Origin of the sequence: Streptomyces sp. NPDC001480 (assembly GCF_042894725.1) — a bacterium.
Taxonomy (GTDB): domain Bacteria; phylum Actinomycetota; class Actinomycetes; order Streptomycetales; family Streptomycetaceae; genus Streptomyces.
The window spans coordinates 336,028-348,725 of the sequence record NZ_JBIAVX010000001.1 but is presented as its reverse complement, the minus strand read 5'-3'; the positions used below and the strand labels follow the sequence as shown (position 1 = coordinate 348,725).

The window sequence follows — 12,698 nt, the reverse complement described above, 5'->3', positions numbered from 1 at the left end:
ACCAACCGTGCGATACGAGCCCCCCGGAGAACCCCGCCGATGTCCACCGCTCCCTCGACCACCACGGACGAGGCTCCCCGACGCCCCGCCCCGGGCCCCTCCCCGAACCGCTGGGCCCCGCTGCGTCCCCTGATCCTCCGCCTGCACTTCTACGCGGGCGTACTCGTCGCGCCGTTCCTGCTGGTCGCCGCCGTGACCGGCCTGCTGTACGCCGGCTCGTTCCAGGCCGAGAAGCTCGTGTACGGCCATGAACTGACCGTCCCGGTCGGCAAGAGCCAGCTGCCCGTCTCCGAGCAGGTGGCCGCAGCCCGCAAGGCCCACCCCGAGGGCACCGTCTCGGCCGTGCGCCCCGCGCCGGAGGCGGACGCGACCACCAGGGTGCTGCTGTCCGGCGTCAAGGGCGTCGGCGCCGACCACACCCTCGCCGTGTTCGTCGACCCGTACACCGGCAAGGTGCGCGGCGCGCTCGAACAGTACGGATCCACCGGCGCGCTGCCCCTGCGGACCTGGATCGACGAACTCCACCGCGATCTGCACCTCGGTGACACCGGCCGCCTCTACAGCGAGTTCGCCGCGAGCTGGCTGTGGGTGGTCTCCGGCGGCGGGCTGGCGCTGTGGTTCTCGCGGCGCCGCGCGCTGCGCAAGGTGCGCGGCACCAGCGGGCGGCGCCGCATCCTCGGTCTGCACGGCACGGTCGGCGTGTGGGCCGCGGCCGGCTTCTTCTTCCTGTCGGCGACCGGCCTGACCTGGTCGACGTACGCCGGAGCCAACATCGACGAACTGCGCACCTCCCTCGGCCAGGCCACCCCCTCGGTCTCGGCCGCGGCGAGCGGCGAGCACGCGGGCCACGGCACGGCCGCCGCCTCCGGAGGGGACGCCGAGCACGGCGTCGGCCTCGACAAGGTCCTCGCCGCGGCCCGGGCCAAGGGCCTCACCGACCCGGTCGAGATCGTCCCGCCCGCCGACGCGAGCACGGCGTACGTCGTCAAGCAGGTCCGGCGCAGCTGGCCCGAGAAGCAGGACGCGGTCGCCGTCGACCCGGCCACCGGCCGGGTCACCGACGTCCTGCGGTTCGACGACTACCCGGTGCTCGCCAAGCTGACCCGCTGGGGCATCGACCTGCACACCGGCATCCTGTTCGGGATCGTCAACCAGATCGCGCTGGCGCTGCTCGCGCTCGCCCTGATCCTGCTGATCCTGTGGGGCTACCGCATGTGGTGGCAGCGCGGCCGCGGCTCCGCCTTCGGCCGCCCGGTCCCGCGCGGCGCCTGGGCGCAGGTGCCGCCGTACGTCCTCGTCCCGGCGATGGCGGCGATCGCCGTCGTCGGCTACTTCGTGCCGCTGCTCGGCATTCCGCTGGCGGCCTTCCTGGCCGTGGACATCGTCCTCGGCGAGATCGCCCACCGCCGTGGGCGCAGGACGTACGGGAGCGCGGCCGACGTGAAGTAGCGTGGTCCGACACGCCGACGCCGGAGGGAGGCGGGACATGGCGCGGGAAGGCGGCCGGGCCCGGCGGCGCGGACAGGGCGAACTGGAGGGCCAGGTCCTCGGCGCGCTGCGCGAGGCGGAGGGGCCGGTCACCGCGGCCTGGGTGCGCCAGCGGCTCGGCGGCGACCTCGCCCACACCACCGTCGTGACCATCCTGACCCGGCTGCTCGCCAAGGACGTCGTCTCCCGCGAACGGCGGGGCCGCTCCTTCGTATGGACGCCTACCGCCGACGTGGCCCGTCTCGCGGCCCTCAGGATGCGCCGTCTCCTCGACGGCGAACGGGACCGCGAGGCCGTACTCGCCAGCTTCGTCACCGCCCTGCCGCCCGGCGACGAACAGGTCCTGCGCGCCCTGCTGGAGGCGGCGGACGCCCGGGCGCCGCAGGAGGCGGGGGAGGACCGGGAGGCGCGGGGCTCGGTGGACACTCGGAGCACCGGACCCGGACGGCCCGGCGGTACGGAAGACTGACGGCCCCTGGGGGACTTGGTCTTCCTGCCGCTGGTGCTGCCGCTGTCCGCGTGGCCGGTCGCCCGGCTCCCCGAGGTGCACCTGCACCCGCGCACGGCCACCCGGCTGCTGACCGCGGTCGCCGTGGCCATGGCCGGGTGCAGCACGCTCTGCCTGGCCGCCGGCGCCCGCACCCGTGGCCCGCACCTGGCCGCCGGAGTTCACCGCCGTGGGCACCCTGGTCTCCGTCATGTCCTCGGCGAACTCGGCGGTCACCCTGTTCCTGATCCTGCGCGCGGCGACGCCGCTCTGATCCGGGGACCCGAGCAGAGAGGGTCCGGTTCCTCGGCGGAACCGGACCCTCTGCCGTGTCGCGTCCGTGCTGCTCAGACGGTCTCGAAGTCGCCCGCCAGCGCCGAGGCGATCCGCAGGTGCGACTCCGCCTCGGCGTGCCGCCCCTGCCGCTGGAGCGTGCGGCCCAGCATCAGCCGGGCGTAGTGCTCGACCGGGTCGCGCTCGACGATGAGGCGCAACTCGGACTCGGCGCGGCGCAGTTGGGCCGAGTGGTAGTAGGAGCGCGCCAGCAGCAGCCGGGGTCCGGTCTGCTCCGGCACCTCCTCGACCAGCCCGGCCAGCACACGGGCCGCGCCCGCGTAGTCCTTGGCGTCGAAGAACAGCCGAGCCCGCTCCCAGCGCTCCGCCGCCGTTCCCTGGTCGTAGTACGTCGTGTCCACTCGAGACTCCACTGGTGACCTCCTTCGGGGCCGACAACGGAACCAGGTTGTTCAATATTCCACTACCTGCTCAGGGTGGCCAGTTCGGCGTCGGCCCGTTCGGTGATCAGGGCCAGGACGCGCCCCGCGACGGCCCGGTCCTCGTCGGAGATACCGGCGTAGATCCTGGCGGTGACGGGCGCGGTCGTGGCGGAGATCCTGGCGTAGAACTCCCGTCCGGCGTCCGTGATGCGGATGAGGGACGGTTCCTCGGGGGCCAGGAAGCCCAGGGAGATCAGCTCCTCGATGGTCCCGCGCACGTCGGCCTCGTCCACCTTCAGGGCGCCGGTGACGCCGTCGACGAGGTGGGCCGGCGTGACCGGCCCGTCCGCGACGGCGGCGAGCCGCAGGGTGACGGACTGCTGGAAGCTGACGCCGTGCGGGGCCAGCGCGCTTTCCAGGACCGCGCGGGAGGCGTAGTGGGCGAGCGCGATGACGCGGGGGCCGAAGGTGGGTGCGGTGGTGGTCATGACTGCTCCGTCTCGTTGCCGTTCGTGGTGAAGGGGTCAAGCGGTGCGTCGAGCAGGGTCGCCAGGTCGCGGGTGAACTCACGGGCCCGCGGGCTGCCGGGTCCGCCGAGCGGCTCCAGCAGTTGCCGCAGCAGTCCCTGTACGACCTCGATGGCCCGCCCGGTGACCTCGTGGCCCTGCTCGGTGAGCGCCAGCTGCACCGCGCGCGGGTCGCGGGGGTCCCTGGCGCGTTCGATCAGTCCGGCGGACTCCAGGGAGCGCGCCAGCTTGGACACGTACAGCGGCTCCAGGCCGGTGTGGTCGGCGAGCCGGCGCTGACTGGGCCGCAGCCCCGAGCGCCGCATCCCGTACAGCGACGCCACGAGCGAGTACTGGGCGTGCGTGAGGCCCAGCGGGGCCACCGCCCGATCGACCGCGACCCGCCACTTCATCGACAACCGCCACACCAGGAATCCGGGCGTGGCCCCTTCGGAACCGCTGCTCATGACGGATACAGTACATGGCTACTATGTACATGGCTACTATTTTTGGGCGGCGGAGTCGTGCGGCCGAGCGCCCGGCGGTGTCCGCCCCGTCGCCGCGGCGAGCGCCCCGGTCAGGCCGTGGTGGCGGGCCCCGGCGGCAGATGGACCGTCATGATCAGGTGGCAGGTCTCGTCGCCCGCGCCGCGGTAGGTGTGCGGGGTGTCGCCGTCGAACGTGGCGGTCTGGCCGGCCTCGACGGGGTGCTCGGTGCCGTCGACCACCAGGGTCATGCGGCCGTGGACGACGCTGACGGTCTCCACGACTCCGGCCTGGTGGGGATGGCTCGGGTACTCCTCGCCGGGTTCCAGTCGCCAGCGCCAGACCTCGACGGGCGCCGGGCCCGAGGTCGTCAGCATCAGCCTGGCCTCGCTGCCCCGCTCCGAGGTCCACAGGGGCGCGACGGCGTCGGCGGACACGACCCGGACCCGGTTGTCGGACGGTCCCTGCATCAGCGCGGACACCGAGATGCCCAGGGTGTCGGCCAGCCGGACCAGGGTGGCCAGGTTGGGATTGCCCTGGGCCTTCTCCAGCGCCACCAGGGCCCCCTTGCTGACCTGGGCGCGCCGGCCGAGCTCGTCCAGGGACAGGCCCGCGCGGGTGCGGGCCGCCCGGACGTTGTGTGCGACCGTCCGCAGGGCTGCGGCCGTCTCGGCCATGTGAACTCCATCCTCGGCGGTGGTCCGTGGTCCGTGGTCCGTGGTCCGTGGTCCGTGGTCCGTGGTCCGTGGTCCGTTGTTCGGTGGACCGGTGGTTCGATAGTCCGCTTCGATGCACCGCGCGGTCGTTCGGTTGACAACGGCCGGTCGTTGCGTTGTACGGTCTGGTCGTTCCACTGATGATAAGGGATGTACTGTGATCGCTCTGCTGCTGGCCCTGGGCAGCTCACTCGCCTACGGATGCGCCGACTTCCTCGGCGGTCTCGGCGCCCGCAAGGCCCATGTGCTGCGCACCGTGATGGTCGCGGCCCCGGCCAGTCTCGCGGTCGAGCTGCTGCTGTGGCCGGTACTCGGCGCCTCGTTCGGCGCCGGTGCTCTGGTCTGGGGCGCCGCGTCCGGGGTCGCCTCGGCCGCCGCGTTCGCCCTGCTCTACCGCACCCTGGCGATCGGCCCGATGAACGTGCTGTCGCCCGTGACCGCGCTGGTCTCCGCCGCGCTGCCCGTCGGCGTCGGACTGCTCCAGGGCGAGCGGCTGACCGCTGCCGGGCTGGTGGGCCTGCCGCTCGCGCTGGTCGCGGTGGTGCTGGTCAGCGCCGGGCACGGCGCGGGCGCCGGCCGCCCGTCGCGTACGGCGCTGCTGCTGGCCTTCGGCGCGGGTACCGCCATCGCCCTCCAGCTGGTCTGCCTGCACCAGGCTCCGTCCGACAGCGGAGTGGCCCCGCTGATCACCGGCCGGGCCGTCGCCTCGGCCGTCACCCTGGCCGCGGCGGGGCTGCTGCACCGCAAGCTGGGCGCCGAACGGCCCGCGTACCCGATGTCGGCGGCCGCCGGCGTACTGGACTCCCTGGCCAACCTGCTGTTCCTGCTCGCCGCCCGCAGCGGGGACCTGACCGTGGTCGCCGTGATCACCGCGCTCTACCCGGCCGGCACCGTCCTGCTCGCCCGCGGCGTGCTCGCCGAGCGCATCCACCGCGGCCAGCTCGTCGGCCTGGGCACCGCCGCCGTGGCCGTCGGCCTCCTCGCCCTGACCTGAGCCCCACCCCAGCGGTCGCGCGGCCCGCCCCGGCCGCGCCCCCGACCTCGACCGCGCAAGGAGAACCCGCATGTTCATACAGCCCTGGGACACCAGCCTCGACGAGGCCGAATGGCAGACCTGGATCGCCGACGGCCACGACTTCGGGCAGCTGAGCGTCAACGGCCTGCCCGGCCGGCCGCCCACCGTCGTCCCCACCCACTTCTCCTGTGACGACCGCGACCTCCTCGTCCACCTCGCCCGGCCCAACCCGGTCTGGACGGCGATCGAGCACGACCCGAACGTCACCTTCACCGTCATCGGCGACTACGCCTTCGTCCCCGGCCCCTGGCGCGCGGGGCCCGGCACCCCGCCCACGGACGGCGTGCCCACCAGCTACTACGCGGCCGTCCAGTTCAGCTGCCGCGCCCACATCGTCGACGACCCCGAGGCCAAGGCCGAGCTGCTGCGCCGCCAGCTGACCCACTTCCAGCCCGACGGCGACCACGCCCCCGTCGCGGTCGGCCAACCGCCCTACGGCCGGATGCTGTCCGGGATCCGCGGGCTGCGCCTGGAAGTCACCGACGTGCTGGCCAAGTTCAAGTACGACGACCACAAGCCGGTCGAACACCGTGCCGCCGTCGCCGACCGCCTCACCGAACGCGGCCAGGGCCTGGACGTGCCCACCGCACGCCAGCAGCTCCGCCGCCTGGACCGCGTCGGCCCCTGGAAGCCCTGACCCCCGTACGCAACGTCCGCACGCAGAAACGGAAACCCCGCCCATGCCCGCCTTCCGCCTCGCCCCCGCCGTCGCAGCGGCCTTCCCCGACACCCTCATCGCCCTGGTCACCGCCACCGGCCTGCACGGCCACGAACCCTGGCCGCACACCGACGCCGCCCTGACGGAGCTGGAGCAGCAGCTGGCCGACGGCACCTGGCAGCCCGCCGACGAGACCGACCCCCGCATCGGGGCGTGGCACACCGCCTACCGCTCCTTCGGCACCAACCCCCGCCGCATCCGGCCCAGCGTCGACGCCCTCGGCCGCCGTCTCGCCAAGAAGGGCAGCCTGCCGCGCATCAACCCGGCCGTCGACTCCTACAATGCCGTCTCCGTCCGCCATGGCCTGCCCGCCGGTGCCTTCGACCTGGACCACGTCACCGGCGACGTCGACATCCGCCACGCGGACGGCACCGAGTCCTTCACCCCGCTCGGCGAACCCGGCACCGTGGAGAACCCCAAGCCCGGCGAGATCATCTACGCGGACACCACCGGCGTGCTGACCCGCCACTGGAACCACCGCGACGCCCATCGCACCCGTGTCACCGAGGACTCCACGCACGTCGCCTTCGTCCTCGAAACCCTCGACGCCACCCGCGACGGCGACCTCCTGAAGGTCGCGGCCGACGAACTCCAGGCGCTCCTGGCCGCACACGCCGGACAGACCACCGTGGCCTACCTCAGCCCGGCCCAGGCCCAGGCCACCGCCTGACCGTTCCCCGGTCCTTCTCGGTGGCGACCGCGGCGGCCAAGAGGCCCGGTCACGAGGCGGGGCGCAGTGAGCCTCCGCCCCGCAGGGCGTAGGTGCGGCCGTCCAGGTCGCTGTTCGCGTCGAGGGTGGGGTCGTACGTGACGGTGTGACCGTTTCCGATGATGTTGGCGATGGTGTCGCCGGAGATGCCGTCGGGGTCGGAGAGGGTGGTGAGCGCGGAGTCGGCGGTGACGTTCCAGCGGCTGCCGGCGTCGAGGGTCAGTGCCGTACCGGTCGTGCTGCCGGACAGGGCCGTTCCTCCCGTGAGGGCGACCGAGGCGTGGCCGCCACCCGTGGCGAGTACGTCTCCGGTCAGCGTCTCGGCGACCGCGGTGAGGGTGGCCGTGCCGCCGTTCAGCACGGTGAGGAGGCGGCCGTCGGCGGTGATCGCGGCGCCGTCCTGGACGGTGAGGGTCGCGTTGGTGCCGTCGACGCGGAAGGCGTCGCCGCCGCCCGCGTCCAGCGAACCGCCCCGGACCGTCACCGTGGCGGAGCCGCGCGGTGTGCCGTCGGCGCTGTCGAAGGCCCTGATACCGCCTGCCGCGCCGGTGGCGGTCACGTGGTCGAGGGTGAGGGTGTTGGCGCCGTCCACGGTGGCCGCGTAGTCGTCGGCCGAGTCGATCGTGGTGTCGGAGGCGGTGAGCGTTCCGGTGGAGGCGAGGGCGGGCGACGACGGGCCGGTGGCGGTGGCGGTGCCGCCGGTGAGGGTGAGCCGGGCGCCGGCCAGCGTGGCCGCCGCGGCGGCGGACTGTTCCCCGGTCGTGGTGAGGTCGACGTCCCGCAGGCTCATCGTGGCGCCGAGATTGGCGTCGGCGGCGTTGGAGTGGCCGCCGGAGGTGGTGACGCGGCCGCCCGTCACGGACAGGGCCGAGCCGTCGTTGGTGACGAAGACCCCGCCGGCGCCCTTGCCGTCCGTGACGACCTCGCTGTCGGAGAGGTTGATCGCGGCGCCGTACTCGGCCAGCACCGCGGCGTTCTGGCCGTAGATGCGGCTGTTGTCGAGATCGGTGGTGTCGCCGGACTTGGTGAGCGTGGAGTCGCCCAGATTCAGGGTGCCGCCCGAGACCAGTACGGCGTTGATGTCGGCGGCGGTGGTGCCGTACTGCCGGCCGGTGAGGGAGACGGTGCCGCGGCTCTGGTTGTACGTGCCCAGTGCCTCGGCCCGGGCCGCGGCCTGCGCGGGGTCCGGGAGCGCACTCAGGGCGCCGACGAGCAGCACCATGGCGGGGACTGTGGTGCGTAAGGGCCTGGGGAGCGGGTGAGCCACGGCATGTGCCTTTCTTGTCCTTGCGGGGGGATCGAACGTGGTGATTCTTCCAGTCACGGCCGGCGCCACCCACGGCTCCGCGGCAACAACAGACCGCGGTGCGATCGACGTTTGGCATGCCTGCCATCCGCCATGGGCGTAGCTCGTCTCCGGGCTCTTCTCCGGGCTCTTCTCCGGACAGACCCGGCGCCTCGGCCCACGGATTCCCGTCGGTCGAGGCGCCCCAACTGCTCCGTCAGCCCGCGGACGGTGCTAGCCGCAGGTCAGCGTCGGCTTCGCCCAGTCACCGTGGTCCTGGCCGTTGCCGTCGCCGGCGTCACCGACCCTGAGGTCGACCACCTGGGCGCCGCTGACGTCGACGTCGATGGGCACCGCGGCCTGTTTGCCGTGGAGCGTCGGCGTGGTCACCAGGGTCTTGCCGTCGGCGACCACGGAGAACGTCACCGTTCCCCCGCCACCTGTCTCGTCGTCGACACCGACGTCCGCCGTCAACCGCGAACACCGTCCGGCGAGATAGAGCTCGACGTCGCTGACCGCGTTGGTGCCCAGGCCCTTGGTGTAACCGGTGCCGGCGATACCGATCGGGCGGCCGTCGCCGGCGGCCTGCTCGCCGACGCTGCTGTCCCGTTCCACCGGGCCCCACCCGTTGGTGGCCGACAGGAACGACAGGTCGCTCACAGCGCTCTTCCCGGACGGGGGAGCCGGCGGAATCCCGCCCACGATGCGCTCGTCGCCGCCGGTGGTCTGCCGTCCGTTCTGCCGGTAGCGCACCGTGGCGGTGACCGCCGAGGCGGACGGCAGCTGTCCGTCCGGCGGCTGGACCTTCCAGGTGAAGGTGGCCGAGGCGCCTGCGCGCAGGCGCTCGACCGACGTGGGGCCCGTGGCGCTCACGCTCCAGCCGTCGGGCGCGGAGAGCGAGGCCGTCAGCCGGGAGGCGGACGCTCTGTCCTTCGGTACCCGCACCGTCGCCTCGGCCGTGAAGGCCTTTCCTGACTGAGCGGTGTCCGGCACGTCCAGGGTGATTTCCGTCCCCGGCCGTTTCGGCATCGCGTACTTCTTGTGACTGTAGCGGGGGCTGTCGTTCTGCGCGATGCGCAGGGACGAGGCATAGCTGCCGTAGTTCGTGAGCGAGACCTTGCCGAGCCCGCCGGTGCTGCCGTCCAGGTTCCACACGGCGATGGCGACGCTGTTGTGGCCGTTCGGGTTCAGGATCCCGTTGGGGACGGGGAAGGTGTGCTGCGGGCCGAGGTAGTTGACGTAGTTGCCGACCTGCCAGCCGTTGACGAAGATCGTCGCGCGGTACTTGCGCGCCGGGTCGTCGGTGAACGTCAGCCCGAGCGAGGTGTCCTGGCCGCGGGGCAGGTCCAGGGCGACGTCGGTGCGGTACCAGGAGACCCCGGGGCGGGTGTCGGTCGTCGGCAGGGACACCTTGCTCCACTTGTCGTCCGGGTAGCCCGGCAGGGACCAGCCGGCCCGCTCGCCGTACAGGCCGCCGGTCGAGAGCGGGCCGCGCACCGTGTCCTGCGGGTCCTCGCCGCCGCATACGCCCTGGAGCCGCCAGGTGACGGAGGTCAGCGGCGCTCCGACGAGGGAGGCGCTGGTCAGGCCGCGGGCTGTCTTGTTGCCGTTGGTGGAGTTGTAGTCCTCCTCGTGGCCCATGTTCACGGTGAGCACGGAGATGACGTTGTCGTCCTTGGACCCCTTGGACCTCACCGAACCGGCCGGGAAGGTGAAGTCGGCGCTGCCCGTGGTGGAGCTGCCCAGGAAGGTGCCGTTGAGCCAGGCGGAGAACGCCTGCGCGTCCCCACCGGAGTCGGAGACCAGGTGGATGCCGGTCTCCTTGCCGCCGGCGCGGAAGCGGCCGCGGTACCAGGTGTTGCCGGTGTGGAAGCCGTAGTCGTCCGCGTAGAGCACCGGCAGCGAGTTGACGCCGGAGACGCTGTTGGTGGTCGTCCTGTCGGCCACCTGCCAGCCGGAGTCGTCGAAACCGGGGGCCGCTTCGGGGGACTCGTCGGCGTGCTTCCAGTTCGTCAGCGCCGGCAGGTGCACCGGGGCGGCCACCGGGATCTGCCCGGTGAGGCTTCCTGTGTCGGTGGCCTTGGTGTCCAGCGCCCTGCCGTTCCAGGTGACGTGGTCGGCGGAGGTGAACACCTCGATGTCCTTGTCGTCGGCGTTGTCACCGGTGAGCGCCACGGTGTGGCCGCCGTCCGGACCGGTCGCCGTCCGCAGCAGGTGGGTGCCGCGCACGAGGACGGGGCCGGCCGCCGTGTCCTGGCGCCAGAAGGTCTTCGCCGTGGCCTTGTCGCCGACGAGCAGCAACAGCGGGCGCTTTCCGCCGCCGCTGACGCTGACGCGGATCAGGCCCTTGTGCGTGTAGTTGAGGCGCAGGTCACCGGTGGCCTCGTCCCAGGTGGTGGTGACCGTGCCGCCGCTGGTGGTCACCGTGGGCCTGGCGGAGTAGCGGAGGACTGTCTCACCGTCGCTGCCCGGGTCGCCGTAGAGCACGGCGACGTCCCGGTCGCCGATGGCCGCGTGGGTCATGATCTCCGACGTCGAGTACCGCAACTGGGAGTCCCCGAGCCGGTAGTCGGCCACGATCACGTGCGAGTCGCGCCCGTCGAGCGTGATCGCGGTGCCCGGCTGCTGCGGCACGACCGGGTAGGTCGGCGTCGCGGTATCGGCCGTCGGCACGTCGATGGCGTCGATGGACACGTAGTTGTCCGTGGACCCCGAGCTGTGGTTCCCGTCGACGACGATCTTCAGCGTGTGACCCCCGGGCGCCAGCCCGGTCTTCTCAAAGAGCACCGCCTGGTTCTCGCTGCCGGAGTCGTCGACCGTGGCCACCTTGGTGCCGTCGAGGTAGACGTCGGCGTAGCCGTGGTTGTCGGTCTTCGAGCCGATCCAGCGGATCGCGGTGCCGTCGAAGGGGACGGTGACCGAGTCACCGGCCTTGCCGGAGAACGACTCGGTGTGCTTGTAGTCGCCGCCCGTGTAGCTCGTGTCGGCCACGTGCGACCACGAACCGCTGTACTGGAGCGCGGCGTCGGGGTCGTCCCAGGTGTAGGTGGTGTCCGTGGACGGCTGGGCGTCGAAGTCCAGCGAGATGTGCGTCTTGTCGACCGCCGTGGACGTGGAGTTCCCGTGGCGCAGGACGTGGAACTGCGTCTTGGTGTCGGGGTTCATCCGGGCGGTGTCGACGACCGCGGAGTCGTCCGGCGGCGTGGTCCTGATCGCCGCGGTCTTGGTCAGCGGGGCGACCGCCTGCGTGAAGTATCCGATCAGCTTGTCCTCGTCGTACTTCGGATCGAGCCGGCGGTTCTCGCGGATCGCGGCCCCGTAGTCGTAGGAGGTGTAGTTCTCCGGCATGCCGAGCCAGCCCCAGTTGGTGCCGCCGTAGGTCATGTAGAAGCTCTGCGCGGTGGCGCCGACGGCTATGTTCTGCTTGTAGAACACGTTGGCGAACTGGTCGTTGATCAGCTGGGCGCACTTGTCGTAGCCGGGGCCGCCCCAGGGGTCGAAGGCGCCGCCCTGGAACTCCGGTGAGTACAGCGGCCTTCCGTCCGGGTGGTCGTAGCTGATGTCGGGGACGCCGTTCCACTTCGAGGGGTTCGAGCAGTTGAAGCCCTGCGGGTAGGAGTCCGGTCCGTCGACGTCCAGGGCGCCGGTCCCGGAGTTGAAGGTGCCGTTGTTGTTGCCGGTCAGCGGTACGGTGATGCCGTCGGCGCGGGCCTTGTCCTGAAGGTGCTTCATGTAGGAGTGGCCGGCGGCCGAGCCGTTGTAGTACTCGTTCTCGACCTGGTAGGCGATGACCGACCCGGTGCCGTTGGTCAGTTGGTGGCGGGCGATGATCCGGTCGATCCGGGTCAGCCACTCGTCCGCGTACTTGAGGAACTGCGGGTCGTCACTGCGGTTGCGCCCTTCCTCGGTGGTCATCCAGCCGGGCAGGCCGCCGCTGTCGACCTCCGCGTTGATGTACGGCGCCGGGCGCGCGATCACGTAGAGCCCGGCCTCCTGGGCCATGTCGAGCAGCTTGTCGACGTCACGCACCCCGCTGAAGTCGTACACACCCGGCTTCGGCGAGTGGTACCCCCAGTCGAAGTAGAGCGACGTGGAGTTGAACCCGGCGGCCTTCATCTTCTGGAAGATGTCGCGCCACAGGTCCGGACTGGGGAGCCGGAAGTAGTGGAACTCGCCGGACCACAGGTAGGTGCGCTTTCCGTCGACGAGGAACGAGTAGCCGTCCAGGCTCACCGTGTGCGCCCCGTCACTCGCGGCGGACGTGACGGCGGATGCCTGCCCGCCGACGTCCCGCGCCGCGGCGGGCGCGGTCGTGCCCGCGCCCAGGGCGATGGTCGCGGCCGTCGCGAGGACCGTCCTCCACCAACGACGGCGACCGGGCCTCGCAGCTTTCGAATCGATCCGATTACTCCGCACTGCGGCCTCCATACCGCCTGAGCAATCAGTATCGAACAGACTCAGGCAAAGCCGAACAGTAAAGGGGCACAAGGCGCAACACAATGGGGCGGGGCTG

Annotated in this window: 11 protein-coding genes and 1 pseudogene; 6 read left to right on the top strand and 6 right to left on the bottom strand. The window is 72.0% G+C overall.

Annotated elements, in window-relative coordinates; genetic code table 11:
- The first annotated feature begins 39 nt into the window (after nucleotides 1-39).
- The 3 genes and pseudogenes from ACFY01_RS01630 to ACFY01_RS01620 all read left to right on the top strand — a co-directional run.
- Complete coding sequence (locus ACFY01_RS01630) at nucleotides 40-1,449, top strand: PepSY-associated TM helix domain-containing protein (RefSeq protein ID WP_390733602.1); 1,410 nt, start codon at nucleotides 40-42, stop codon at nucleotides 1,447-1,449.
- A 37-nt stretch (nucleotides 1,450-1,486) separates the two neighbouring features.
- On the top strand, nucleotides 1,487-1,957 hold the full coding sequence (locus ACFY01_RS01625) for a BlaI/MecI/CopY family transcriptional regulator (protein WP_390733601.1): 471 nt from the start codon (nucleotides 1,487-1,489) through the stop codon (nucleotides 1,955-1,957).
- Between the two features lie 6 nt (nucleotides 1,958-1,963).
- Nucleotides 1,964-2,116: pseudogene (locus ACFY01_RS01620) on the top strand (M56 family peptidase); the annotation flags it as partial.
- 206 nt (nucleotides 2,117-2,322) lie between these two features.
- Here the strand turns inward: ACFY01_RS01620 and ACFY01_RS01615 are convergent.
- From ACFY01_RS01615 to ACFY01_RS01600, 4 genes are all read right to left on the bottom strand, one after another.
- Nucleotides 2,323-2,670 carry a tetratricopeptide repeat protein gene (locus ACFY01_RS01615; RefSeq protein WP_390734020.1) on the bottom strand — a complete coding sequence of 116 codons (348 nt, stop codon included), beginning with the start codon at nucleotides 2,668-2,670 and terminating at the stop codon, nucleotides 2,323-2,325.
- Between the two features lie 62 nt (nucleotides 2,671-2,732).
- A complete protein-coding gene (locus ACFY01_RS01610; RefSeq protein ID WP_390733600.1) occupies nucleotides 2,733-3,179 on the bottom strand; it encodes a MarR family winged helix-turn-helix transcriptional regulator in 447 nt (148 codons plus the stop codon).
- Nucleotides 3,176-3,664, bottom strand: a complete 489-nt coding sequence (locus tag ACFY01_RS01605; protein WP_390733599.1) for a MarR family winged helix-turn-helix transcriptional regulator — start codon at nucleotides 3,662-3,664, stop codon at nucleotides 3,176-3,178. Before ACFY01_RS01605 ends, ACFY01_RS01610 begins: the two co-directional genes overlap by 4 nt.
- Nucleotides 3,665-3,774: 110 nt before the next feature.
- Nucleotides 3,775-4,359, bottom strand: a complete 585-nt coding sequence (locus ACFY01_RS01600) for a helix-turn-helix domain-containing protein (protein ID WP_390733598.1) — start codon at nucleotides 4,357-4,359, stop codon at nucleotides 3,775-3,777.
- A gap of 196 nt (nucleotides 4,360-4,555) precedes the next feature.
- On the opposite strand from ACFY01_RS01600, the gene ACFY01_RS01595 reads away from it, so the two are divergent.
- The 3 genes from ACFY01_RS01595 (at nucleotide 4,556) to ACFY01_RS01585 (ending at nucleotide 6,861) form a co-directional block, all read left to right on the top strand.
- A complete protein-coding gene (locus ACFY01_RS01595; RefSeq protein ID WP_390733597.1) occupies nucleotides 4,556-5,392 on the top strand; it encodes an EamA family transporter in 837 nt (278 codons plus the stop codon).
- A gap of 70 nt (nucleotides 5,393-5,462) precedes the next feature.
- A complete protein-coding gene (locus ACFY01_RS01590; RefSeq protein WP_390733596.1) occupies nucleotides 5,463-6,110 on the top strand; it encodes an FMN-binding negative transcriptional regulator in 648 nt (215 codons plus the stop codon).
- A gap of 43 nt (nucleotides 6,111-6,153) precedes the next feature.
- Entirely contained in the window at nucleotides 6,154-6,861 is a 708-nt protein-coding gene (locus ACFY01_RS01585) for a B3/4 domain-containing protein (protein ID WP_390733595.1), read from the top strand.
- A gap of 49 nt (nucleotides 6,862-6,910) precedes the next feature.
- On the opposite strand, the gene ACFY01_RS01580 is transcribed toward ACFY01_RS01585, so the two are convergent.
- Nucleotides 6,911-8,122, bottom strand: a complete 1,212-nt coding sequence (locus ACFY01_RS01580) for a hypothetical protein (RefSeq protein WP_390733594.1) — start codon at nucleotides 8,120-8,122, stop codon at nucleotides 6,911-6,913.
- 297 nt (nucleotides 8,123-8,419) lie between these two features.
- Entirely contained in the window at nucleotides 8,420-12,601 is a 4,182-nt protein-coding gene (locus tag ACFY01_RS01575) for a beta-galactosidase (RefSeq protein ID WP_390733593.1), read from the bottom strand.
- Nucleotides 12,602-12,698: the final 97 nt, after the last annotated feature.